Origin of the sequence: Ferrovibrio sp., from assembly GCF_964218355.1 — a bacterium.
Lineage (GTDB): Bacteria > Pseudomonadota > Alphaproteobacteria > Ferrovibrionales > Ferrovibrionaceae > Ferrovibrio.
The window spans coordinates 115,077-139,040 of sequence record NZ_CAXPMC010000016.1 but is presented as its reverse complement, the minus strand read 5'-3'; the positions used below and the strand labels follow the sequence as shown (position 1 = coordinate 139,040).

Sequence of the window (23,964 nt, the reverse complement as noted above, 5' to 3'; positions counted from 1 at the left end):
CAGGCATGGCGGGTAAGCCGGAAAGCCCGATCGAACCGTTCAAGCGTGCCCTGACCGCGGCGACGCGGGCGATCTCGCATGACCGCGACCTGCAGGTCAGTTACGGGCCGGAAACGCCGGGCCTGCGCGGCAAGCGCGCCCGCCTGCCGGTGCCGGGCCGCGACCTGCCGGCGGCGGAAGTGGCTCAGATCCGTGGCATGGCCGACGCCATGGCCCTGCGCCTGCGCCACCACGATGACAGCGTGCATGCCAGGCTGCTGCCCCAGGGCGGCACGGCCCGCGCGGTTTTCGATGCCGTCGAGCAGGCCCGGGTCGAGGCGATCGGCAGCAACCGCATGGCCGGCGTGGCGCATAACCTGAATGCCGCGCTGGACGACCGCTGCAAGAGCCGCGGTTATGCCAAGGTCAAGGACCGCTCCGAGGCACCGCTGGCCGATGTGCTCGGGCTGCTGGCCCGCGAACGGCTGACCGGACAGCCGGTGCCGGCGGCGGCCCGGCAGATGGTGGAATGCTGGCGCGACTGGATCGAGGACAAGGGCGGTACCGACCTTGACCAGATGCTGGCGCGCATCGACGACCAGCGCGCCTTTGCCAAAGTGGCCCGCAAGCTGATCCGGGATCTCGACCTCGCCGACGATGAAAGCGGCGACCTCAATGACGAGGATGAGGGCGAGGACGACAATGCCGACGGCCAGCAGCCGCAGAGCCAGTCCGATGGCGAAGACTCCGAGCAGGGCGAGGCGGCGTCCAGCGGCATGCAGCAGGCCGATGCGGCCGATGCCGCCGGCGGCGAGGCCGTCGAGATGGAAGCCGATGCCGGCATGGAGCAGGAAGTCGCCGGTTCTGGCGAGGAGGCCGGCAAGGGCCGCCGGCCGCCGGGCGCCGACATGGCCGGCCACAACCGCGAAGCCGCCTACAAGGCCTATACCCGGCAGTTCGACGAGGTGGTCGGCGCCGACGATCTTTGCGATACCGAGGAGCTGGCGCGGCTGCGGCACCATCTCGACCAGCAGCTCAGCCACCTGCAGTCGGTGGTCGGAAAGCTGGCCAACCGGCTGCAGCGCCGGCTGCTGGCGAAGCAGACGCGGTCGTGGCATTTCGATCTTGAGGAAGGCATTCTCGACGCGGCGCGGCTGGCCCGCGTGGTTGCCAACCCGACCCTGCCGCTCAGCTACAAGCAGGAAAGCGACACCGAGTTCCGCGACACCGTGGTGACCCTGCTGATCGACAATTCCGGTTCGATGCGCGGCCGCCCGATCACTGTTGCGGCCATGTGTGCCGACATCCTCGCCCGCACGCTGGAGCGCTGCGCGGTGAAAGTGGAGATTCTCGGCTTCACCACCCGCGCCTGGAAGGGCGGCCAGAGCCGCGAAAAATGGCTGTCCGACAACAAGCCGCCGCAGCCGGGCCGTCTCAACGACCTGCGCCATATCGTTTACAAGGGCGGGGACCAGCCCTGGCGCCGTGCGCGCCGCAACCTCGGCCTGATGCTGCGCGAGGGTCTGCTGAAGGAGAATATCGACGGCGAGGCGCTGCTGTGGGCGCATGACCGCCTGCTGGCGCGCCCCGAGCAGCGGCGCATTCTGATGGTCATTTCGGATGGCGCACCGGTTGACGATTCGACGCTTTCGGTCAATCCGGGCAACTATCTGGACCGCCATCTGCGCGAGGTGATCGAATGGATCGAGAAGCGCTCGCCGGTCGAGCTGACCGCGATCGGTATCGGTCATGACGTCACCCGCTATTACAAGCGCGCCGTCACCATTGTCGATGCCGAGCAGCTCGGCGGTGTGATGATGGAAAAGCTGGCCGAGCTGTTCGATGAAGCGCCGCCGATCCGGACCGGTACCACGCGTGGTTCCCGGCGCGCCGCCTGACGCCGCGATCTGATGCCGCGGCACCCGACCCGGCAGTTCAGTTCAGTTTCTTTAGGGAAGACAGCAGGTTGCCAAGGCCGGCCCGGGCGCTGTCGCTGAGCCCGCCAGTCGGGGCCTGCTTTTGCGCCTCTGCGGGCGGTTGTGGTGCTGCCGTGTTGCCAGGCGGTGCACCATCCGGTGGTGCAATATCCGGCTGTGTGGCATCCGGCGTTGCCGTGCCGCCGAGAGCCCGGTTCATGGCGGCTATCAGCTGCGGCAGTGCAATCGGCTTGGCCGCATAGTCGTCCATCCCGGCCGCCAGATAGGCCTCGCGGTCGCCCTCCATGGCATTTGCGGTCAAGGCCACGATGGGAATACCCGCGACCTTTCCGGGCAGGGCGCGGATCGTGCGGGTTGCTGTCAGCCCATCCATTTCCGGCATCTGCACATCCATCAGGATGAGGTCGTAGGGTGCCTTCTGCACCTGCTCGCAGGCCTCCTGGCCGTTGTTGACCATATCGATCTGGTGCCCCAGCTGGCGCAGCATCAGGCCGATCACCATCTGGTTCACCTGGTTATCCTCAGCGACCAGGATGCGGAGAAGTCGCTGGGTTGCCGGCCCTTCGGCGATCTCCGGCTGGGCGGTCTCCACGATGGCTTCGCCCGTGGCCAGGGTGACGGTGAACGAGAAAGTGCTGCCTTCACCTTCGACGCTGTCGACCCAGATCCGGCCGCCCATCAGTTCCACCAGCTGTTTGGAGATGGCAAGGCCGAGTCCGGTACCGCCGAAGCGCCGGGCAATCGAGCTGTCGGCCTGGCTGAAACGTCCGAACAGCTGGTCAACCTTGTCGGCGGCGATCCCGATGCCGGTGTCGCGGACCCGGAATGTGATCCGGTGCCGGCCGTCGGCTTCCGGGGCGCTGTCGACCACGATCGCGACGTCACCCCTTGCAGTGAACTTGATGGCGTTTCCGACCAGATTGAGGATGATCTGGCGCAGCCGACCGGTATCGCCTTTCAGGAAGCGCGGCACTTCGGCAGGCACGCTGGCGGACAGGCGCAGCCCTTTCATGACGGCACGCGGGTTCATCATCGAAATGATGCTCTCGACCAGGTGCGGCAGGTCGAAATCGATATCTTCAAGAGTAATGCGGCCAGCTTCCAGCTTCGAGAAATCGAGAATGTCGTTGATCAGTGCCAGAAGATGCTCCGCCGAACCGCGGGCTGTCGACAGCAGCTTGGCCTGATGCGGGGTCAGATCGGTATTCAGCATCAGGCCGATAGTGCCAAGCACACCGTTCATCGGCGTGCGGATTTCATGGCTCATCATGGCGAGGAATTCGGATTTCGCCCGGTTGGCTTCCTCGGCACGCTCCTTCTCAATGGCATAGCTGTCGGCAAGGGCGCGTAGCTGGAAGGCCTGCTGCTCGATCTGCCGCATGGCAGCCTGCTGTCCGGCAATATGCGTTTCCAGGGCGGTCTGGGTCTTTTTCAGGGAAGTGATGTCGCGGGCGACGCTGACAATACCGCCGTCAGCTGTGCGGCGCTCCTGCACCAGCAACCACAGGCCTTCACGGGTGTGCCGCTCCATCACTGCACCGGGATGGCGGTGCGCCCGTATCCGTTCGGCAATCCAGGTCTCGACATCTCCCTCTATATCAAACTGGCCGGCGCTGACCCGACCGCGCATGACCTCCTCGAAGGTCATGCCAGGCTTCAGGAAGCCCTTCATATCCGGGTAATAGTCGACAAGGCGCTGGTTGAACATGACGATGCGATCTTCGCTGTCGTACAGGACAAAGCCCTCGTCAATCGCTTCAATGGCGTCACGCAGCTTCTGCTCCGCCTGCTTCAAAGCGGTGATGTCGGTCCCGATGCCGACAATGCCACCTTCCGCGGTGCGCTGCTCGCGGATCAGAATCCAGCGTCCGTCTTCCAGATGGCGCTCGATCGGCCCTTGCGGGTTGCGATGGCTGTTCAGCCGCTCGGCGATCCAGGCTTCCTCGCCGCCGGCCGGTGCCGGAAAGAGTCCGCGGGTCAGGCCGGCACGCAGGATGTCTTCGAACCGTGCGCCGGGGCGAATGACATCGGCCAAAATCCAGTAGTATTCCACGAACCGCTGGTTAAACAGGACGATCCGGTCGTCGACATCATACAGGATGAAACCTTCGTTGGTGGCCTCGATGGCCTCGCGCAGGCGCTGTTCGGCCCGTTTCAGGTCGCTGATATCGCCGAAGACGGTGATGACGCCGCCATCGGCGGTGCGACGGCGGATCATGCGCAGCCAGACGCCGGGGAAAGGCTCGGCATCTACGGGATTGCCGGTCGGCTGCCAGAATTCCTGCGTCAGCTTTTCGACATAGGCTTCCTTGTCGAAGTCTTCAGCATAATTCTCGCGCTCCACAGTCAGGCGCATGATGTCGGTGAAATGAATGCCGGGTTTCACCCGCTCAGGATCCTGGCGGGTCGTCTCATAATACCGGCGATTGGCCATCAGCAGGTAGCCGTTGCGATCATAGAGCAGGAAGCCCTCGTCGAGCGTCTCGATGGCGTCGCGCAGGCGTTGTTCGGCCAGCTTGAGGTCGGAAATGTCGGCGAACAGGCTGATTTTGCCGCCGGTCGAGGTGCGCTTGCGGGTAACGCGGACCCATTTGTTGGGTTCCCCGTTGACGGTGCCGTTGACGTCCAGCGGCTGGCCGGTAATGTCGCGGAACTCCTGACGGCGTATTCCAAGGAATGTCTCGGCATCAAAATCCGGATTGCGCTGCCGGTTCCGGTTCACGAGGATCGACATGATGTCCTCGAAGCTTGATCCGGGCTTGATTATGTCCGGATCGTGCCCTGTGATTTCGTAGAATCTCTGGTTAACCATCACGATCCGGTCATTGGCATCGTATAGAAGGATGCCGTCGCCGATGCTGGCAAAGGCATCAGCGAGCACCAGCTCGGCCGTCTTCAGGTCGGTGATGTCATAGATAACAGAAATCGTGCTGCCATCAGATGTGCGGTGACGGACGTTGCGCAGCCAGCGGCCCGGCGTGTTTTCTCCGTCGACAGGCCGGCCAGCCGGATCGGCGAAGTCGCTGATCAGGCGGTCGACAAAGTCATCATCGGGGACTTTGCCCCAGACCTGCCGCCGCTTCTCGGCGATATGGCGGGCAACCTCGCTGTAGGGGGTGCCGACAGTCACCAGGGCCGGATCATGGCCGGTCAGTTCGTAGAAGCGGCGATTGGCCATGCGCAGCCGGTTGTCCGGTCCATACAGGGTGAAACCTTCGGACAGGCTCTCGATTGCATCGCGCAGACGCTGCTCGGCCTGTTTCAGCGCGGTGATGTCGGTGATGATGTCGACGGCGCCGCCATCGCGTGTCGGATTGACGGTAAACCGCAACCATCGGCCATTCTCCAGCCGGGTTTCGAATTCATAACCCTCACGGCGTTCGCGCAACACGCGCTGACGGTGCTCCAGATGGCGGGCGCGGATTTCCGGTGTCGAGTATGGGCCGACATCAGTCGCCACCGCCTCGAGGATGCGATCGAACGGGATTTTCTGGTCACCCGGGAAATGCGCCAAAGCAGGCAGCAATTCTATGCTGCGGCGATTGGACAGCACGAGATTGTCACTGCGATCGAACAGCATGAAGCCATCCGTCATCGCTTCGACGGCATCGGTCATGCGCTGCTTGGTAACGACGAGATCGGAGATGTCGGAAACAATACTGATCACGTCGCCGTCAGCCGTGCGATGGCGGACGGTACGCAGCCAGTATCCGGGCCGGGCCTCGATATCGAAGGGCCGGCCGCTCGGTGCCTCGAAGTCGGCACGCAATGTGGCCGTATAGGCCTCGGCTTCAGCGACGCGGTCGTTCTCCCGCCCGATGGCAAGGATACTGTCGAGGATGTCGTCGTTATGGGTGCCGCGGCCGATCTGTGCAGGGTCATGACCGGTCAGTTCGTAATAGCGCCGGTTGACGGTAACGATCCGGCCGTCGCGGCCGAACAAAACAAAGCCCTCCGACAGGGATTCTATGGCTTCGGACAGCCGGACTTCAGCGGCACTGGCGCGGGACATCTGGCGCTGCAGGATCAACAGGAATCCGCCGGCTGCCAGCCCGGCCAGCAGCAGGGCAATCACGCTGAAGACCAGGTTCTCGCGCCAGGTGGCGAGCGCATGGTTTTCGGATATTCCGGCCGCCACCAGCAGGGGGTACCCGGACACCCGGCGATAGGCGATCAGGCGGGGTGTGTCGTCGAAGTCGCCGGAACTGACGATCTCGCCGCGGGAAGTCTCGCCGATTGTCTGGCTGACCTGCCTCCAGCCGGAGACCTGGCTGCCGACTGCCGCGGTATCGAGGTCGGGCAGGCGGGCGACGCGGATGCCATTCTCGGTGATCAGGGTCAGGAGAGTATCGGGCGAGACCTGGGCATCGCGGTAGAAGGCCTTGAAGTAGTCCGGCTCGACGGCGGCAACGACGATGCCGCCGAAACTGCCATCCGGATTGTTCACCCGGCGGCTGACGTTGATGATCCAGCGGTTCGAGATGCGGTTGAGCAGGGGTTCGCTGATGAATACACCGGCATGGGGCCGCTCGGCATGGATACGGAAGTAGGCCCGGTCGGCGCCGTTGAACGGCCGTGGCGCGATGCTGGCACTGTCGAGAACGGAATCGCCGTTGGAATCCAGAACGATGAAAGCGCGCACCTGCGGCAGGTCGGCCAGGCGGGTGTTCATCCGTTCCCGCAGGGCGGAGCGCGTGTTGATCTGAACCGTGCCAGGCAGCCCGCTCAGGGTATCTGCAAAATCGCTGAGAAACAGATCAACGGCGCTGAAACTGCGGCCGGCATGCTCTTCCAGGGTTGTGGTCAGTGCACGGGCCGTCGCCTGTGCGGCCCTGATTTCGTCATGATGCTGGCGGTATAACTGGACGCCGAGAATCAGGGCGAGCAGCAGCAGCAGTCCGGCAACAAACAGGACAGGCGCCCGCATCATGCGGCTGGAAGAAGCTCGGGGTAAGGCCGTCATGGCTCCCGGCAGGTTGCAAAAGTGTCAGGAAAGCATAGAACATGACGGTCTTGCCACAAGGTAAACATTTGATAATTCTGGCACTGCTGCTGGCGCCGCCCGTGACGCCGGTTGCAGCCGGCCCGATTCCCGTCCGCGATGCCGAACTGGTGCTTGATCCGCAGAATCCGTCGCTGCGGCAGGTCGGCCGCCTCGATTATCTGGGTGGTTTGGTCCTGGCCAGCGAAGATTCGCGTTTTGGCGGCTATTCCGGCCTCGTGGTGGATCCGGATGGCGGCGGGCTGTGGGCGATCTCGGATACCGGCCACTGGCTGCGTCTCGATTTCGACACCGATGCCATGGGCCTGCCGCGCCATGTCGCCCGCGCTGAAATCCTGCCGCTGCGCGATGCGCAGGGCCGGATCCTGGAGGACAAGCGCGACAGCGATGCCGAAGCCCTGCGCAGAACCGCGGATGGCGGCTGGCTGGTCGCTTTCGAGCACCGGCACCGAATTTGGCGCTATGCCGAGCCGGGCGGGCGGGCCGTCGGGGTGGTGGCGCTTCCGGATGCGCTGGCAGGCCAGCCGGCCAATGGCGGGATCGAGGCCATGGCGGTGCTGTCCGGCGACGGATTGCTGCTGCTGAGCGAAGGGGAAGTCAGCGCCACAGGCCGCGGGGCTGCCTGGCTGCATCGCGGCGGGCAGTGGTGGGCGCGATCATGGCCGCTGGCCGACGACTTCGCGCCGACCGATGCCGTTGCCCTGCCCGATGGCAGCGTGGTGGTGCTGGAGCGGTTTTACCGGCCGCTGGCCGGCCCCAGGGCAAGGCTGCGCCTGCTGCCACCAACGCAGGCCGCTGGGCCTGACCAAGCCTGGCAGCCGCTGCTGCTGGCCGAACTGGCGCGGCCATATTCTGTCGACAACATGGAAGCCCTGGACGCACGACCGGCCGCCGATGGCAGCGTCTGGTTCTATGTCATGTCCGACGATAATCGGAATGCCCTGCAGCGGACCCTGCTGATGGTCTTCCGCCTGCAGCCGCAATAGCCGGTGCTGCCGGTGCCGAACGGCAACGCCCGCCGGAGCGGGCTCCGGCGGGCGTCAGGAAAACCGTGCGGACGGGACGGGCGGCTCAGGCCGCCTGCTTGGCCGCCAGTGCCTTCTTGATCTTGCGCTTCAGCACCTTCGCGTCGTCCGACAGGCGGTCGTCGCGGGTCTTCAGCAGCCAGTTGTCGATGCCGCCGTTATGCTCGACCGAGCGCAGGCCATGCGACGACACCCGCAGGGTGACATCCCGGCCCAGCGCCTCGCTGATCAGCGAAACGACATGCAGGTTGGGCAGGAAGCGCCGCCGCGTCTTGTTGTTGGCGTGGCTGACATTGTTACCGGTCCGGACGCCCTTGCCGGTGACTTCGCAGCGACGAGCCATGGTGAACCTCTTAAGACTTTCCAGTGATTCCGTAAAATTGGCGGCCGGTTATAGGGGCTGGACCCCCGGCCGTCAACACCAAAGGGCCCGCAAAAAGCATGGGCGGAAGCGGCCAATACCACGTTGACTCTGCCGGTGCGAGCCCGTATACAGCGGGACCGATTTTGCCGGGGGTCCGCTTGGGCCCCCTGTTTGTGCGTTCAAGTGTCTTTCTTTGGCGGTTTTCCGCGGAAAGACGCCTGTCAGACGGAGAGCCGCTGTGAAACGGACCTATCAACCCAGCAAGCTGGTGCGCAAGCGTCGCCACGGCTTCCGCGCGCGCATGGCCACCAAAGGCGGCCGCAAGGTGATCGCTGCCCGGCGCGCCCAGGGCCGCAAGAAGCTCTCGGCGTAAGATTTGCCGCGATGGCGTCGGGCGGCGTCGAACGACTCCGCCGCCGCGCGGATTATCTCCGGGTGCAGGCGGCCAACCGGCGCGTAGCGCTGCCGGGGCTCTTGCTGCAGGCCGCCCCCGCTCCACCAGACAATACGACTGTAACGGCCACGGCCTTTCGCGTCGGATTCACGGCTTCGCGCAAGGTCGGCAATGCCGTGCTGCGCAACCGCGCCCGGCGGCGCCTGAAGGCGCTGGCTGCCGAAATGCTGTCGAGCCATGCCGCGCGTGGCCATGATTATGTGCTGGTTGCCCGCCAGGCGACGCCAGCCCGGCCCTTTGCCGATCTGCGGCGCGATCTTGAAGCCGCCCTGAAGAAACTGCGCCTGTGGCAGGCGGCCCCAACGCCGGTCGCCGCTCCGGAGGCCGCGACATGACGCCGCTGGCCCGCTTTCTGGCCCTGCCCGTGCAGGCCTACCGCTTGTTCCTGTCGCCGTGGGTCGGTCATAACTGCCGCTACCAGCCGACCTGCTCCTGCTATGCGCTCGAGGCTCTCGAACGGCATGGCGCGGTGCGCGGCGGCTGGCTGACCCTGCGGCGTCTGGCCCGCTGCCATCCCCTCGGCAGCAGCGGCTATGACCCGGTGCCGCCGTCTTCATCCGTACAGCAAGGTTCCGTCTGATGTCCGACCAGAAGAATCTCATCATTGCGATCGTCGTTTCGGTGGCGATCCTGCTCGGCTTCCAGCTGCTCATCGAAAAACCGAGGCAGGATCGCCTGCGCGAGCAGCAGGCGACCCAGCAGGCACAGACTCCGGCTGCCGGCGGCCAGGCCCCGGCTGCCGGCAGCCTGCCGCAGCTGCCCGGACTGCCGCAGCAGCCGGCGGAAGCGGCGGTGACGCGCGAGGCCGCGCTGGCCGGCAATCCGCGGGTGAAGATCGCCGGCAAGCGCGTCATCGGCTCGATCAACCTGACCGGCGCGCGGATCGACGACATTGTGCTGCCGGAATACAAGGAAACCATCAAGCCGGGCAGCCAGCCGATCCATCTGTTCTCGCCGGCCGGCGGCCCGCAGCCCTATTATGCCGAATTCGGCTGGACCGCCCAGGGCAGCGGCGTGGCACTGCCCGACGGCAAGACACTCTGGACTGCGGACCGCGACACGCTGACGCCGGCCCAGCCCGTGACCCTGACCTGGGATAATGGTCAGGGCCTTGTGTTCAGCCGCAGCATCGCGGTCGATGACAATTACCTCTTCACCGTCACCCAGACCGTCGAGAACAAGGGCGACAGGGCAGTGACGCTGTTCCCCTATGCGCTGGTTTCGCGCCATGGCACGCCGACAACCGACGGCCTCTACATCCTGCATGAAGGGCCGCTTGGCGTGTTCCGGGAAACCGGCGACGACAACGGCACGCTGAAGGATTTCACCTACAGCGACATCGCTGGCGATTCCGCGCGTGAATTCAACAGCGTCGGTGGCTGGCTCGGCCTGACCGACAAATACTGGCTGACAGCGCTGGTTCCCGGCGACAAGCAGAGTGTGAAGGCGCGCTTCAGCCACAGCAAGGCGGCAAGCGGGACTGACCTGTACCAGGCCGATTATCTCGGCGGCGGCATGGCGCTGGACCCGGGTCAGTCGGTGCGCAGCACCAGCCTGCTGTTTGCCGGTGCCAAGGAAGTGAAGCTGATCGACCGCTACGAGCGGGAGAAGAATATCGCCCGGTTTGAACTTGCGATCGACTGGGGCTGGTTCCATTTCCTGACCCGGCCGATGTTCTGGGCAATCGACAACCTGCATGCCCTGCTCGGCAGCATCGGCCTCGCCATGCTGGCGGTCACCGTCATCGTCAAGCTGCTGTTCTTCCCGCTGGCCTACAAGTCTTACGTCGCGATGAGCGCGATGAAGAAGCTGCAGCCGGAAATGACCAAGCTGCGCGAGCGCTATGCCGACAATCGCGAAATGATGCAGAAGGAGCTGATGGCCCTCTACAAGAAGGAGAAGGTCAATCCGGCAGCGGGCTGCCTGCCGATCCTGCTGCAGATTCCGGTCTTCTTTGCCCTCTACAAGGTGCTCTACATCGCCATCGAGATGCGGCATGCGCCGTTTTATGGCTGGATTCATGATCTCTCGGCGCCGGACCCCACCTCATGGCTGAATGGTTTCGGCCTGCTGCCCTGGGATGTGCCGGCGCTCGGGCCGCTGGCAGTGATCTCGATCGGCGTCTGGCCGATCATCATGGGCATCTCGATGTATCTGCAGATGAAGATGAACCCGACGCCGCCGGACCCGGTGCAGCAGAAGATCTTTGCCCTGATGCCGGTCGTCTTCACCTTCATGCTCGGGCATTTCGCGGCCGGCCTGGTGATCTACTGGAGCTGGAACAATACCCTGAGCATCCTCCAGCAGTATGTGATCATGAGGCGGATGGGCGTGAAGATCGGCGGCGGCGCCGAAAAACCCGAACCGCCGGCCCCCAAGGCCGCCAAGCCGAAGAAGTAACCGCATGGCCGATCTGCCGGCCGCACAGGATGAACTGACGCCGGCCGCGCTGGAGCGCGGCCGGCTGCTGTTTGCCGGACCCTGCGAGTTCTTTGCCGGCGCCATGATCATGGACCAGCTGCCGCCTCCGCGCGGGCCCGAGATCGCCTTTGCCGGGCGCTCCAACGTCGGCAAATCGTCGCTGGTCAATGCGCTGACCGGCCGCAAGACCCTGGCCCGGGTTTCGACCACGCCCGGGCGGACCCAGCAGCTGAATTTTTTCGACCTGGGTGCCGGGAAAATGACCCTCGTCGACCTGCCCGGCTATGGCTATTCCTCGGTCGGCAAAGCCAAGGCGGCCGCCTGGACGGATACCACCCGGGCTTTCCTCAAGGGCCGGCCGGAGCTGCAGCGGGTGTTGCTGCTGGTCGATGGCCGGCATGGGCTGAAGGCCGGCGACGAAGACATCATGAAGCTGCTCGACAAGTCGGCTGTTATCTACCAGGTGGTGCTGACCAAGGCCGACAAGGTCGGACCTGTGGAACTGGAGAAGGTCCGGGCGGCCACAGCCACGGCTCTGTCCCGGCATGTCGCCGCTCACCCTGTCATCCGGGTGACATCCAGTGCGGCGGGGGCCGGCATCCCGGAACTGCGCGCCGAGCTTGCCGCGCTGGCCGAAGCGACCGTATAAAACCGGCACAGCCTTGCTGCCCGTCCGTCCGACCCGAGAAGGATCGCCATGAAAACCACCGGCCCGAAGCCCCTGGAAGCGCATCTGCAGGCCACTGCCAAGGTCCTCTCGGAGGCGCTGCCCTATATGCGCCGGTTCGCCGGCCAGACCATGGTGATCAAATATGGCGGTCATGCCATGGGCGACGAGGAGCTGGCACATCAGTTCGCCCGCGATGTCGTGCTGATCAAGCAGGTCGGGATCAATCCGATCGTCGTGCATGGCGGCGGCCCGCAGATCGGCGCGATGCTGGAGCGGCTGAAGATCAAGAGCGAATTCGTCGATGGCCTGCGTGTGACCGACCAGGCCACCGTCGAGATCGTCGAGATGGTGCTGGCAGGTTCGATCAACAAGCAGATCGTCACGGCGATCAACGGCGCCGGCGGCACCGGTATCGGCCTGTCCGGCAAGGATGGCCGGCTGATCGAGGCGCGCAAACTGCGTCGTTCGGTGCGCGATCCGGGCTCGAATATCGAGAAGCTGCTCGATCTCGGCTTCGTCGGCGAGCCGGTCCGGGTCAATCCGGAGATCCTGCGCACCATGCAGAATTCCAACCTGATCCCGGTGGTGGCGCCAATCGGCATCGGCGAGAACGGCGAAACCTACAACATCAATGCCGATACCTCGGCTGGCGCCATTGCCGCCGCAGTAGGGGCCAGCAAGCTGCTGATGCTGACCGACGTGGCCGGCGTATTGAACAAGGACAAGCACCTGATTCCGACCCTGACCGCCAAGGAAGCACTGGTGCTGATGGGTGACGGCACCATCTCGGGCGGCATGATCCCCAAGGTCGAGACCTGCCTCGATGCGGTGCGCGGCGGCGTGGCTGCGGCCCATATCCTCGATGGCCGTATCCCGCATGTGCTGCTGCTCGAGCTGTTCACGCCCCATGGCGTCGGCACGATGATCGAAAGGACGCCCTGAGGGGCTATTTTCGCAGAGGCGCGGTTTCGGCGAGCAGCCAGTCGCGGAAGGTACGGATTGCCGGCTCGCGTTCCCGTCCGGCCAGGCAGAGCAGGTAATAGCCGCCCGGGCGTTGCAGGCGGATATCCGGCAGCGGCTCGGCCAGCCGGCCATCGGCCAGTTCGGCCCGCACATACATCTCCGGTACCAGCGCCAGCCCGAGGCCGTTGACGGCTGCCTCGATCGACATGAAGAAATGCTCGAAGGCCGGGCCGGCCGCCGGTTTCGCCGCAGTCAGCCCGGCGGCGGCGAACCATTCCGCCCAGGCCCGCGGCCGGGTCGAATGGGTCAGCAGCACATGGCGGCCGATATCGGCGGCGCGCTTCAGGGGTTTCGCCTTCAGCAGGGCCGGGCTGGCCACCAGAATGACCGTCTCGCCCATGAGAAATTCGGCGGTCAGGCCTGCGGGCCAGTCGGCGGCAGCTGCATGCGGGCCATACTGGATGCCGACATCCACCGGCTCGGCAGAGAAATCCACCGGCCGGTCGACCGCGGTGACGTCCACAGTGATCGCCGGGTGGCGGCGGTGGAAGCCGGCCAGTCGGGGCATGAACCAGCGCATGGCGAAGGTGGGCAGCATGGTGATGGCCAGATGGTTGGCCGGCCGCGCCGGGCGGGCCACCAGCCGGGTCGCGGCCGTCAGGCGCTGGAAGGCATCGCTCAGGCTGGGCAGATAGGCGGCGCCGGCGGCGGTCAGCGCGAGGCCGCGCGGGCCGCGTTCCAGCAGCTTTGTGCCCAGATCCTCTTCCAGCTGTTTGACCAGCCGGCTGACGGCACCCTGGGTGACATGCAGTTCGGTGGCCGCGCGGGTGAAGCTGAGATGCCGGCCGGCCGCCTCGAAGGCGCGCAGGGCATTCAGCGACGGCAACCGGCTATCATGAGAAAAACTCATAGCGTGGCGAGTTTAAATCGATTGTGGCCGGCAGGCCAGCGGCTATCATCGCGCCGATACCGTTCCGGCCAGCAAGGAGCCCCCCATGAATGCCCTGACCCCCGCGAAAGCGCAGACCCGTACCATCCGCCCCTTCCACCTGGCCTTTCCGGTTCGCGACATTGCCGAGGCTCGCGCTTTCTATGGCGATCTGCTGGGCTGCGAAGAGGGCCGGTCGTCGGAAAGCTGGGTCGATTTCGACTTCTACGGTCACCAGGTGGTGGCGCATCTGGCGCCGGAGGAAACCGGCTACAAGAAAGCCGGCGCGGTCGATGGCCACGATGTGCCGGTCAAGCATTTCGGCGTGATCCTGACCATTCCGGACTGGAAGGCCCTGGCCAGGAAGCTGACCGATGCCGGCATCACGTTCATCATCGAGCCCTATGTGCGTTTCGAGGGCGAGGTGGGCGAGCAGCACACCATGTTTTTCCTCGACCCTTCGGGCAACGCCCTCGAATTCAAGGCCTTCGCCAACGACGAGATGATCTTCGCCAAATAGCCTACAGACCGGCGGCGAGCGCTTCCCTGGCGACGCGCTCGCCCCATTCCTGCACGAAATGTCCGGCCTCGCCGAGTTCCAGCGGCGCCGGGCAGTTCCTGATCAGCCTCTGCAGGCTGCGCATCACCGGCGGCCCGAGCACCGGATCGGTCATGCCGATGGCCATGAAGCTCCTGCCGGCCCATTCATTCTTCCAGAAATCCCGCGCCCGCCGCGAATGCGCGGCGCCGCCGGCCTCGGGTGAATCCGGCACCAGATTCGGAAAGCGCCGCACGCCGCCCTTGTAATCGGCGTCGGGATAGGGCGCTTCGTAGGCGGCGGCTTCGGCTTCGCTCAGATGCGGGCAGCTGCGCTGCATCAGCCTGGCGACCGGCATGTCCGGATTCTTGTTGTTCCAGGCGCGCCAGTCGAGGAAGCCCTGCGTCAGCGGCGCGTCGCCGGTGCCCAGCGCCGTGTTCATCACCAGCAGGCCCGCGAACCGCTCCGGCATCTTCATCGGGATGGTCAGGCCCAGCAGTCCGCCCCAGTCCTGGCAGACCAGCACAATATCCTGCAGGTTCAGGGCCCGGATCAGGGCGATCAGGCTGTCGCGGTGGAAATCGAAGCTATAGACCGACTCGTCGCGCGGCTTGTCGGAGCGGCCGAAACCGAACAGGTCCGGCGCCACCACGCGATGGCCGGCTGCTGTGAAGACCGGGATCATCCGCCGGTAGAGATAGCTCCAGGTCGGCTGGCCGTGCAGGCAGAGGAAGGTGCGGCCGCCATGCTTCCCCTCGTCGAGGTAATGCATGCGCAGGCCGTTGTCGTGGGTCAGGTAATGCGGCTGCCACGGATAGCCGGGCAGATTGGCAAACCGGTCATCCGGCGTGCGCAGGGCCTCGATCATGGCGTCTCTCTCCCTCTTTTCCGCAAGGAGAGGACGCCATGGCGGCTATGTCAACGCTTCTTGCCGGCGGCCGGCTTTTTTGCCGCCTTCTTCGCTGTCTTGCGGGCGGGTTTCGCTCTGGCGCGGCTCCTCTTCACGCCGCCCTTCTTCGCGCCGTTCCTCTTCACGCCGGGCGTGACACCTTCCCTGCCGAAGACACGGGCGAAGATGGTGTCGACATGCTTGAGGTGGTAGCCAAGGTCGAACAGGGCGGTCAGCTGCGCCGGCTTCAGTCGGTCGGTGACCTCCTTCTCGGCCAGTAGGGCCTGCAGGAAATCGCCGCCCTGCTGCCAGATGCGCAGGGCATGCTTCTGCACCAGCCGGTAGCTGTCCTCGCGGCTGAGGCCGGCCTGGGTCAGGGCCAGCAGGACACGCTGGGAATGCACCAGGCCGCCGAAGCGGTCGAGATTCTTCATCATGTTGTCGGGATACACCACCAGCTTCTCGATCACGCCGGCCAGCCGGTGCAGGGCGAAATCGAGATGGATGGTGGCATCCGGGCCGATGCCGCGCTCCACCGACGAATGGCTGATGTCGCGCTCGTGCCACAGCGCCACGTTCTCCAGCGCCGGCACCACCGCCGAGCGGACCAGCCGGGCCAGCCCGGTCAGGTTCTCGGTCAGCACCGGGTTGCGCTTGTGCGGCATGGCACTCGAGCCCTTCTGGCCCGGCGAGAAGAATTCCTCGGCCTCCATCACCTCGGAACGCTGCAGGTGGCGGATCTCGGTGGCCAGCCGCTCGATCGAGGCGGCGACCACGGCCAGATGGGCGAAATAGGCGGCATGGCGGTCGCGGGGGATCACCTGGGTCGAGACCGGCTCGGGCTGCAGGCCGAGCTTCTTCGCCACATGCTCTTCCACGGCGGGGTCGATATTGGCGAAGGTGCCGACCGCACCCGAGATGGCACAGGTGGCGACTTCCTCGCGGGCCAGCACCAGCCGCTTGCGGGCGCGCTGGAACTCGGCATGGTAGCCGGCCAGCTTGAGGCCGAAGGTGACCGGCTCGGCATGGATGCCGTGGCTGCGGCCGATGCAGGGCAGCAGCTTGAACTCGAAGGCACGCTCCTTCAGGGCGGCCAGGACGCGGTCGCAGCCGGCAATCAGCAGGTCGGCGGCGCGCACCAGCTGCACGTTGAAGCAGGTATCCAGCACGTCCGACGAGGTCATGCCCTGGTGCACGAAGCGGGCGGCCGGGCCGACATATTCGGCGAGGTTGGTCAGGAAGGCGATCACGTCGTGCTTGGTCTCGCGCTCGATGGCGTCGATGCGCTTGATCTCCCACTGGCCCTTCTTCCAGACCTCTTTCGCTGCCGCCTTCGGGATCACGCCCAGCGCCGCCTGGGCGTCGCAGGCATGGGCCTCGATCTCGAACCAGATGCGGAATTTCTGCTCCGGCTCCCAGATGGCGGCCATTTCGGGACGGGTGTAGCGCGGGATCATGCGGAACCTCGTGGCAGGGCAGCGTGGCGTGGCGGAAAGACGGGCGGAAAAGCTCCCGCGGGCCTGTGGAAAAGTCGCGGCAGGTGTAGCCCTTACCGGCCCGGCAATCAAGGCCGACTGACGCTGCGGCAGGGTTGATTCCGCGGCCCGGGGGCGGCAGCCTCCGCTTGTTCCGGGGAGTGAAGCACCATGGCCGCAGAGAACAGCCTGTCCACCGTCAACCGCCGCGATCTCGATTTCCAGCTTTTCGAGCATCTGGACATCGGGAGCCTGACCGAGGCGCCGCATTTTGCCGATCATGACCGCGGCACCATGGCGGCCGTGCTGGATACCGCGCAGGCCATCGCGGCCGAGCATTTCCAGACCCACAACCGCAAGGCTGATCTGAACGAGCCGCATTTCGACGGCCAGACCGTTCACATCATTCCCGAGGTGCGGGCGGCGCTCGACCGCTTTGTCGAAGCCGGCTTCATGGCGGCGCACCGCTCCTACGACGAGGGCGGCCAGCAGCTGCCCTGGGCGGTGCTGCAGGCCGCCTTCACCTGCTTCAATGCCGCCAATATCGGCAGCATCGGCTATGCCTTCCTGACCATCGGCGCTGCCAACATGATCGGCGCCTTCGGCAGCCCGGAGCAGAAGGCGCGCTTCATGCAGCCGATGTTCGAGGGCCGCTTCTTCGGAACCATGTGCCTGAGCGAGCCGCAGGCCGGCTCCGGGCTCGCCGATATCCGCACGAAGGCTGCACCGGTCAGCAACGCCGCCGAGGCCGGCATCGAAGGCTCGCTGGGGGCGGCCTACCGCATCAGCGGCAGCAAGATGTGGATCTCGGCCGGCGAACACGAGCTGACCGAGAATATCGTCCACATGGTGCTGGCCCGCATCGAGGGGGCGCCGGCCGGCGTGAAGGGCATCTCGCTGTTCATCGTGCCCAAGCGCCGGGTCGAGGCCGATGGCAGCCTCGGGTCGCGCAACGACGTGCAGCTGATGGGCCTGAACCACAAGATGGGTTTCCGTGGCACCGCCAACACGCTGCTGTCCTTCGGCGAGAATGGCGACTGCATCGGCTATCTGGTCGGCGAACCGCATCGCGGCCTCGACTATATGTTTCACATGATGAACGAGGCGCGGATCGGCGTGGGCCTGGGCGCCACCTCGCTCGGGCTGGCCGGCTATCTCTACAGCCTCGATTACGCGAAGCAGCGCCCGCAGGGCCGCGCGCCGGACAACAAGGACCCGGCCTCGAAGCCGGTGCCGATCATCCAGCATGCCGATATCCGCCGCCTGCTGCTGGCCCAGAAGGCAGCCGTCGAGGGTGCGCTGGCGCTGTGCCTCTATGCGGCCTCTCTGGTCGACCGTATCCACACGGCGGCGGACGATGGCGAAAAGGCGCGGCTGTCGCTGCTGCTCGACATGCTGACCCCGATGGTGAAGTCCTGGCCCAGCGAGTTCTGCCTCGAGGCCAACAAGCATGCCATCCAGGTGCTGGGCGGCTACGGCTATACCCGCGACTATCCGGTCGAGCAGTATTACCGCGACAACCGGCTCAACCCGATCCACGAGGGCACCCACGGCATCCAGGGCATCGACCTGCTGGGCCGCAAGATGGTGATGAAGGGCGGCGCCGGGGCAAAGCTGCTGTTCGAGACCATTGCCGCCGACATTGCCGCCGCCCGCGCGCTGCCCGACTGTGCCGCCTGGGCCGAGGAACTGGACGGCGCGCTGGCCCGCATGGCCGCCACCACCCGGGCGATGCTGCCGGCGGCGCAGGACGGCCGGGCCAGCCTGTATCTGGCCAATGCCACCCTCTATCTCGATGCCATGGGGCATCTGGTGATTGCCTGGATGTGGCTGCGGCAGGCCGGCACGGCGGCCCGCGCCCTGTCCGGGGCGGAAGGCGACGACGTCGCCTTCTACCGCGGCAAGCTGGCGGCGGCGCGGTATTTCTACGCCTACGAACTTGGCCGGCTGGACCACTGGCTGCCGCTGCTGGCACGGCTGGAGCCGGCCACCCTGGAGATGCAGGCCGACTGGTTCTGAGATCGTGGGGGGCGCCCGATTGCCGCCTGACAATTCGGTCCTCCCGCGCGGCGGCGGGGCACGCTAGGCTGGAGACGGTTGCCCCAGCCGGACAGAAAGATACCCCATGCCCACGACCGCCAACCTGATCGCCTTCGCGCTGGTCTCGCTCGGCATGGTGCTGACGCCGGGGCCGAACATGCTCTACCTGATCTCGCGTTCGATCTGCCAGGGCCGCATGGCCGGCCTGATCTCGCTGGGCGGGGTGGCGCTCGGGTTCGTTTTCTACATGCTCTGCGCCGCCTTCGGCATCACCGCCCTGGTGCTGGCGGTGCCCTATGCCTACCAGGCCCTGTGCTGGGGCGGTGCGGCCTATCTCGGCTGGATGGCCTGGCAGGCACTCAGGCCCGGCGGCCGTTCGCCCTTCCAGGTGCGGGCCCTGCCGCAGGACAGCCCGCGCCGGCTGTTCACCATGGGGGTGGTGACCAACCTGCTGAATCCGAAGATCGCCATGCTGTACCTGTCGCTGCTGCCGCAGTTCATCGACCCGGATCAGGGCCATGTGCTGGGCCAGTCACTGGCGCTGGGGGCCACCCAGATCGCGGTCAGCGTTTCGGTGAATGCCCTGATCGCGCTGACGGCGGGCAGCATTGCGGTCTTCCTGGCCGGGCGGCCTTTCTGGCTGGTGGTGCAGCGCTGGCTGATGGGGACGGTGCTGGCTGGCCTGGCCGTGCGCATGGCACTGGAGGCCCGGCGCTGATGCGGTGGCTGGTGCCGCCGCCTGCAAATTTCCGCACAGCCGCCTGAAAATCCTTTCGATACCGGTGCCGTCGGGGATGGCCTAAGTCGCTGTCAGGCGGCAATGGGCCGCCGCATCCAACCCGAGCGGAGTTCCCGATGCAGCGTTACGACCTGATCAGCAACGATCTCTGTCCCTATACCCAGCGCGCCGCCATCCAGCTGGCCGAGAAGGGCGTGCCCTTCACCCGCACCTATATCGACCTGGCCGACCGTCCGGACTGGTTTCAGCAGATATCGCCTCTGGGCAAGGTGCCGGTGCTGCGTGTCGGTGAGGCCGTGGTGTTCGAATCCGCGGTAATCTGCGAATACATCGAGGAAACCGCGCCGGGCCGTGCCCTGCATCCGGCCGATCCGCTGGCGCGCGCGCAGCAGCGCGGATGGATCGAGTATGCCTCGGCGATCATCGCCGACGTTTTCGGCTTCTACATGGCGCCGGACCGGACCGCGTTCGAACGCAAACGCGGCGATCTGCAGGCCCGCTTCCGCCGGCTGGAGGGCGGCCTTGGCGCCGGGCCCTGGTTCTCCGGGGCCGACTTCGGTCTGGTCGATGCAGCCTTCGCGCCGATCTTCCGGCTGTTCGACGGTTTCGACCGCATCGGCGCTTTCGGCATCCTTGACGACCTGCCGAAGGTGGCGGCCTACCGGGCTGCGCTGGCTGGCCGGGACAGCGTGCGGGATGCCGTGGTGCCGGACTACCAGGCCCGGTTCCTGCGCTATCTCGCCGGCCGCGGCTCGCATCTCGCCGGGCTGGCAGCGCAGCAGGTGGCCGCCTAGGCGGCGATCCCGCCCAGCAGTGCCCGCGCGCCCTTCAGCTTTGCGGCAAGGGCGTCGCCGGCACTGCGGATGCGGGGCAGGCGGGCGATGTCGGGGTGGCCCAGCAGCCACAGCCCGGTCGTCAGCCCGTCCAGCGGCGGCGTCACCTGTGCGAGGCCGGGAATGCTGCCGCCGACGAAGCAGGGTAGGATGCCGCAGCCGATCCCCGACCGTACCGCCTGGGCGGCGCCGAGCAGGGTGTTGGCGCGGAAGCGGATCGACGCATCCGGAACATGTCCGGTGATCCAGGTGCCGGGTCCACTGCAGGCCAGGGCGTCGTCAAACCCGATCCAGGGTGCCATGGCGATGTCGGCTTCTGAAGCCGGCAGGCCCTGCCGGGCATAGACCGCCATGGCAACGTCGCCAATGCGGCGGCCCTTCAGGGCGGGGTCCGGGCTGTCGGTCACGCGCAGGGCCAGGTCGGCGGCCCGCTGCGCCAGCGACAGGATCTGGTTGGATACCTGCAGTTCGAAGGTCAGGGCGGGGTTTTCGTGGCAAACCGCGGCCAGCACCGGCGGCAGCAGGTATTCGGCCACGGCATCCGGAGCGGTCAGGCGGACCGGCCCGGCCGGCGCGCTGTCGCGGCCGGCAATGCGGCGTTCCAGCCCGGCGATGTCGTCGCGCAGGCGGCGCGCCAGTCCGCAGGCTTCCTCGCCGGCCGTAGTGGGCCTGCAGGCTTGCGGCGTGCGGTCGAACAGGCGGGTGCCGAGCCGATCCTCGATCAGCCGCAGGCGGCGCGACAGGGTCGGATGGCTCAGGCCGAGTGTGGTTGCGGCACCGGAGAGCGTGCCATGCTCGGCGACTGCGAGCACAAGGCGCAGATCGTCCCAGTTGAGGGCTGTGGCAGACATGGGCGGATTATAGAGGAGAAATCGCCGCCGAGAAATCGCGGCCGAGAAATCGCGGCCCGGTGCGGCCGGCCGGCGGGCCGGCTTAGAGGTCCGGCCCGCAGAAACTGCGGGCCGGATGCATATGCCCTCAGACCGGCTTGGCCGGTGCCATCGGCATGGCGGGTGTCGCGGCCGGGGCCGGTGCAGGCGCAGCCATTTTCGGAGCGGCCTTTTTCTTCTTCTTGGCGGCTTTCTTCTTGGCCGGCGCCTTCTTCACGGCCTTCTTTTTCGTGACCTTCTTGACCGCCTTTTTCGCCGCTTTCTTGGCGGCCTTCTTGGTCTTTACGGCCTTCTTGGCGGCCTTCTTGACGACCTTCTTGGCCTTCTTGACGGTCTTTTTGGCAACCTTCTTGGCTGCCTTCTTCACTTTCGCGGCCTTCTTGGCCGCTTTCTTCTTCGCCATGTAGTCCCCCTGTTGCAGGTCCGCCCGCGGCGGACAGATGAACCGGACATCGCGGCACGACTCGATTCGCACCGCTGCGATCCGGCGTTACAATAGCTCTGCATTTTTTCTTCCGGGAAGAGGAAATTTCGCGATGCGCCTGTCGACCTTCGTCTTCATCCTGCTGCTGCTGCCAGTCATCGCCCTGGCACAGTCGGCGGGGCCGGCCGTGCCGACTGTGCCGGAGCCGGCCCGGCCCGCGGTGCCGGCGATGCCCGGCGCCACCACCGAGAGCCGGCCGGGTGCGGCAAAGCCCGCGGCCGGCGGCCTTCTGCACGGTCTGCGTCATGGCATGGTGGCGGCCCCGCAGCTGCCCGGAAACGGCGCCTTCGGCGCCGTCCAGGAAATCCTCGCCATCCTCGAGGCCGACCCGAAGACAGACTGGGGGCGCGTCGATCTCGATGCCCTGCGGGCACACCTGATCGACATGAACGAGGTGATGCTGCAGGCCGGGACGGCGGCAATGCCGGTGGCGGGCGGCCTCCGCATCACCGTCACCGGTACCGGCCGGACCCTGGCGGCAGTGCAGCGTATGGTGCCGGCCCATGCCCGCGAGATCGATGGCCATGATGGCTGGAGGGTGGCGGCGGAAGGGGCGAAGGAGGCCGTGATCCTGACGGTGACGGCAAAGGATGCGGGTCAGACAGCGAGAATCCGTGCACTGGGCTTCGCCGGGATCATGGCCACCGGCGCCCACCACCAGATGCATCACCTGGCCATCGCCCGCGGTCAGCCGGCCCATGCCGGCGGGCACCGGCACGGGGGGCAGCCGTGAACGGACCGGTTCGCGAAGGTCAGTATTTTACAGCTGGCTTGGGCGGTCCCTCTGGTCCCAGCACGACGGCCGTTGTCAGTGATCCTGTGGTTTCCAGATAGCGGGCCACTGACCGGACGCTGGCGACCTCATAGCGGCGGTTGCCGGATTCATCACTGCTGTGGTCATCAAACCGGACATTCGCCCGGGTAAAGGCCGCGCCCAGCCGCTGGAAGTCCCCGATCCGAACGGTATCAGCCCGGTAGCCATGGGCGGCAAAATACTGCTGGGCTTGGGCACGGGTATGGACAGCCCCTTCGGGAGCTTGGGCCATGGCGATGGTCTCAAGCAGCCACTGGTTCGAATTCTGGTACTTAGTGGCAGTTGGGCGCGCGATCATGCTGTAAACCGGGTGATGCAGTTGGGTCGCCCGGGGGCCCGACAGAATTGCCGTCAGCCGATGCTGGAGTTCGGGTTTCGGGATCAGCACCACTCCCTCGAAGGCAAACAGGTCGTCGAGGTAGAAATTGACCAGACCCTCGTCGTAGATGCCCGATGTATCGGCGCCGCATTCGTTGAGCAGGTGGACGAACATCCAGTGGCCGGCCGGGTGATTCCGCAATACTGCTCCCATATGGGTGTAGCGTAGGCCGTGTTCGGACAGATCCGCGCCAACACGCGCAACCAGTGCAACTTCGGCTCCGGATTGTTCAAGGTAGTCGCGGGTCCGGGCCGCCATGTTGAAGGCCTGCCGCAGTTCTGTGGGTTCTATCGCGCGCTGGGTGCAGCCACTGCCGGCTTCAGCGGTTCCGGCCGCCGTGATGGTCAGTAGCGCCGCTGCGGTCGGGATAGCGAGGTGCTTCGGGAGCATCATGGTCCTGTTCTCAGCGCTTCGACTGGTAAATCATGGCCCGACCCAGCTCATTTGGGATGAAGGCGATAATCTTGCCAGCATGGACAAGGGCATAACCCGCAGCCTCGGTACTGACCTGAACGACGGCGCCGGCCGTCAGCGACGCGGCGGCGGCTGTTGCTTCCGAAATGCGGACGCTGACCCGGGCGCTCTCGCCGGCCGCCTGGAGGACCACGACAACGCCTTCGGCTGTCGATTCGAGGGCTTGCACTGTGAGGCGTCCGGACGCAGCCACGCTTTCCATGCTGCCGGCGACCATGACGCCGGACCCGTATGCAGATAGCCCCGAGGCATTTGACAGCGCATTCGAGAAGTTCGCCACACTCTGTCCGTAAGCCGTCGCCCCGGGCGCCACGGATATCAGCAACGCGATGCCCAAAATGGCATGTGTGCCGGCCGAAAAGCGGATAGTCATGAAGCCCTCCAAGAATAGTCCTGCCGGTTCGTAATCCAGGGCCGCAACGCGAAGAATCGGTGGCGGATTTGTGGAGAAAGTGTGACTTCCGGTTGTCTTGGCGTCAAACGGTTCCGGTCTTGCCGAAGCTGGCTTGGGCCTTCCGGCCAAACTGAGCCAGGCCACCCGATCGCTGCTCTGCCGCTGGCTGGCTGGACCGGGAATCGGAAAACCGTATACAGTCTGGCTACGAATTGTCCGGTCGATTCGGTGCCGAGCCGCGCGGCCGGGCGGATGGCCGGACGGGAATGCCC

At 65.8% G+C, this 23,964-nt stretch carries 22 protein-coding genes; 13 read left to right on the top strand and 9 right to left on the bottom strand.

Annotation, left to right across the window (positions count from 1 at the left end; translation table 11 throughout):
• Positions 1-5 precede the first annotated feature (5 nt).
• A complete protein-coding gene (gene cobT / locus ACEQZY_RS09890; protein ID WP_370153937.1) occupies positions 6-1,877 on the top strand; it encodes a cobaltochelatase subunit CobT in 1,872 nt (623 codons plus the stop codon).
• Positions 1,878-1,914: 37 nt separating this feature from the next.
• Here the strand turns inward: cobT and ACEQZY_RS09885 are convergent, their stop codons facing one another.
• Positions 1,915-6,846, bottom strand: a complete 4,932-nt coding sequence (locus ACEQZY_RS09885; protein WP_370153935.1) for a PAS-domain containing protein — start codon at positions 6,844-6,846, stop codon at positions 1,915-1,917.
• Positions 6,847-6,920: 74 nt separating this feature from the next.
• On the opposite strand from ACEQZY_RS09885, the gene ACEQZY_RS09880 reads away from it, so the two are divergent.
• Entirely contained in the window at positions 6,921-7,904 is a 984-nt protein-coding gene (locus tag ACEQZY_RS09880; RefSeq protein ID WP_372530177.1) for an esterase-like activity of phytase family protein, read from the top strand.
• A gap of 85 nt (positions 7,905-7,989) precedes the next feature.
• Here ACEQZY_RS09880 and rpmB read toward each other — a convergent pair whose 3' ends face one another.
• Positions 7,990-8,286, bottom strand: a complete 297-nt coding sequence (rpmB, locus tag ACEQZY_RS09875; protein ID WP_341704181.1) for a 50S ribosomal protein L28 — start codon at positions 8,284-8,286, stop codon at positions 7,990-7,992.
• Between the two features lie 259 nt (positions 8,287-8,545).
• On the opposite strand from rpmB, the gene rpmH reads away from it, so the two are divergent.
• From rpmH to argB, 6 genes are read left to right on the top strand one after another with little or no spacing between them, the layout of a single operon-like run.
• Positions 8,546-8,680 (top strand): 50S ribosomal protein L34, encoded by a 135-nt coding sequence (rpmH, locus tag ACEQZY_RS09870; protein WP_341704183.1) that lies wholly within the window; start codon positions 8,546-8,548, stop codon positions 8,678-8,680.
• Between the two features lie 11 nt (positions 8,681-8,691).
• Complete coding sequence (rnpA, locus tag ACEQZY_RS09865; protein ID WP_370153931.1) at positions 8,692-9,096, top strand: ribonuclease P protein component; 405 nt, start codon at positions 8,692-8,694, stop codon at positions 9,094-9,096.
• Positions 9,093-9,341: a membrane protein insertion efficiency factor YidD gene (yidD, locus tag ACEQZY_RS09860; protein ID WP_370153929.1), complete on the top strand. Its 249-nt coding sequence runs from the start codon at positions 9,093-9,095 to the stop codon at positions 9,339-9,341. Before rnpA ends, yidD begins: the two co-directional genes overlap by 4 nt.
• Positions 9,341-11,161, top strand: coding sequence for a membrane protein insertase YidC (gene yidC, locus ACEQZY_RS09855; protein ID WP_341704550.1), 1,821 nt, complete (start codon positions 9,341-9,343; stop codon positions 11,159-11,161). Before yidD ends, yidC begins: the two co-directional genes overlap by 1 nt.
• A gap of 4 nt (positions 11,162-11,165) precedes the next feature.
• Positions 11,166-11,831 carry a ribosome biogenesis GTP-binding protein YihA/YsxC gene (gene yihA, locus ACEQZY_RS09850; protein ID WP_341704551.1) on the top strand — a complete coding sequence of 222 codons (666 nt, stop codon included), beginning with the start codon at positions 11,166-11,168 and terminating at the stop codon, positions 11,829-11,831.
• 48 nt (positions 11,832-11,879) lie between these two features.
• Complete coding sequence (argB, locus tag ACEQZY_RS09845; protein WP_370153926.1) at positions 11,880-12,794, top strand: acetylglutamate kinase; 915 nt, start codon at positions 11,880-11,882, stop codon at positions 12,792-12,794.
• Between the two features lie 4 nt (positions 12,795-12,798).
• On the opposite strand, the gene gcvA is transcribed toward argB, so the two are convergent.
• Positions 12,799-13,701, bottom strand: a complete 903-nt coding sequence (gcvA, locus tag ACEQZY_RS09840; RefSeq protein WP_370153924.1) for a transcriptional regulator GcvA — start codon at positions 13,699-13,701, stop codon at positions 12,799-12,801.
• Positions 13,702-13,810: 109 nt separating this feature from the next.
• Between gcvA and ACEQZY_RS09835 the strand changes: the two genes are divergently transcribed.
• Positions 13,811-14,263: a VOC family protein gene (locus ACEQZY_RS09835; protein WP_341704554.1), complete on the top strand. Its 453-nt coding sequence runs from the start codon at positions 13,811-13,813 to the stop codon at positions 14,261-14,263.
• A gap of 1 nt (position 14,264) precedes the next feature.
• Here ACEQZY_RS09835 and ACEQZY_RS09830 read toward each other — a convergent pair whose 3' ends face one another.
• Both ACEQZY_RS09830 and purB read right to left on the bottom strand, forming a co-directional pair.
• Positions 14,265-15,149 (bottom strand): haloalkane dehalogenase, encoded by an 885-nt coding sequence (locus ACEQZY_RS09830; RefSeq protein WP_341704555.1) that lies wholly within the window; start codon positions 15,147-15,149, stop codon positions 14,265-14,267.
• 50 nt (positions 15,150-15,199) lie between these two features.
• Positions 15,200-16,627, bottom strand: a complete 1,428-nt coding sequence (purB, locus tag ACEQZY_RS09825; RefSeq protein WP_370153921.1) for an adenylosuccinate lyase — start codon at positions 16,625-16,627, stop codon at positions 15,200-15,202.
• Positions 16,628-16,816: 189 nt separating this feature from the next.
• On the opposite strand from purB, the gene ACEQZY_RS09820 reads away from it, so the two are divergent.
• The 3 genes from ACEQZY_RS09820 (at position 16,817) to ACEQZY_RS09810 (ending at position 20,218) form a co-directional block, all read left to right on the top strand.
• Positions 16,817-18,664 (top strand): acyl-CoA dehydrogenase, encoded by a 1,848-nt coding sequence (locus ACEQZY_RS09820; protein WP_370153919.1) that lies wholly within the window; start codon positions 16,817-16,819, stop codon positions 18,662-18,664.
• A gap of 106 nt (positions 18,665-18,770) precedes the next feature.
• On the top strand, positions 18,771-19,403 hold the full coding sequence (locus tag ACEQZY_RS09815; protein ID WP_341704558.1) for a LysE family translocator: 633 nt from the start codon (positions 18,771-18,773) through the stop codon (positions 19,401-19,403).
• A gap of 137 nt (positions 19,404-19,540) precedes the next feature.
• Entirely contained in the window at positions 19,541-20,218 is a 678-nt protein-coding gene (locus ACEQZY_RS09810; RefSeq protein WP_370153917.1) for a glutathione S-transferase family protein, read from the top strand.
• Here the strand turns inward: ACEQZY_RS09810 and ACEQZY_RS09805 are convergent.
• Both ACEQZY_RS09805 and ACEQZY_RS09800 read right to left on the bottom strand, forming a co-directional pair.
• A complete protein-coding gene (locus ACEQZY_RS09805; RefSeq protein WP_370153915.1) occupies positions 20,215-21,108 on the bottom strand; it encodes a LysR family transcriptional regulator in 894 nt (297 codons plus the stop codon). The genes ACEQZY_RS09810 and ACEQZY_RS09805 overlap by 4 nt on opposite strands.
• Before the next feature lie 127 nt (positions 21,109-21,235).
• The gene (locus ACEQZY_RS09800) at positions 21,236-21,550 is read right to left on the bottom strand and encodes a hypothetical protein (protein WP_370153913.1); all 315 of its coding nucleotides are present in this window, start codon (positions 21,548-21,550) and stop codon (positions 21,236-21,238) included.
• A gap of 133 nt (positions 21,551-21,683) precedes the next feature.
• Between ACEQZY_RS09800 and ACEQZY_RS09795 the strand changes: the two genes are divergently transcribed.
• On the top strand, positions 21,684-22,364 hold the full coding sequence (locus ACEQZY_RS09795) for a hypothetical protein (protein ID WP_370153911.1): 681 nt from the start codon (positions 21,684-21,686) through the stop codon (positions 22,362-22,364).
• 19 nt (positions 22,365-22,383) lie between these two features.
• Here the strand turns inward: ACEQZY_RS09795 and ACEQZY_RS09790 are convergent, their stop codons facing one another.
• Both ACEQZY_RS09790 and ACEQZY_RS09785 read right to left on the bottom strand, forming a co-directional pair.
• The gene (locus ACEQZY_RS09790) at positions 22,384-23,217 is read right to left on the bottom strand and encodes a DUF2145 domain-containing protein (RefSeq protein ID WP_370153909.1); all 834 of its coding nucleotides are present in this window, start codon (positions 23,215-23,217) and stop codon (positions 22,384-22,386) included.
• A 10-nt stretch (positions 23,218-23,227) separates the two neighbouring features.
• Positions 23,228-23,671: a hypothetical protein gene (locus ACEQZY_RS09785; RefSeq protein ID WP_370153907.1), complete on the bottom strand. Its 444-nt coding sequence runs from the start codon at positions 23,669-23,671 to the stop codon at positions 23,228-23,230.
• Positions 23,672-23,964: the final 293 nt, after the last annotated feature.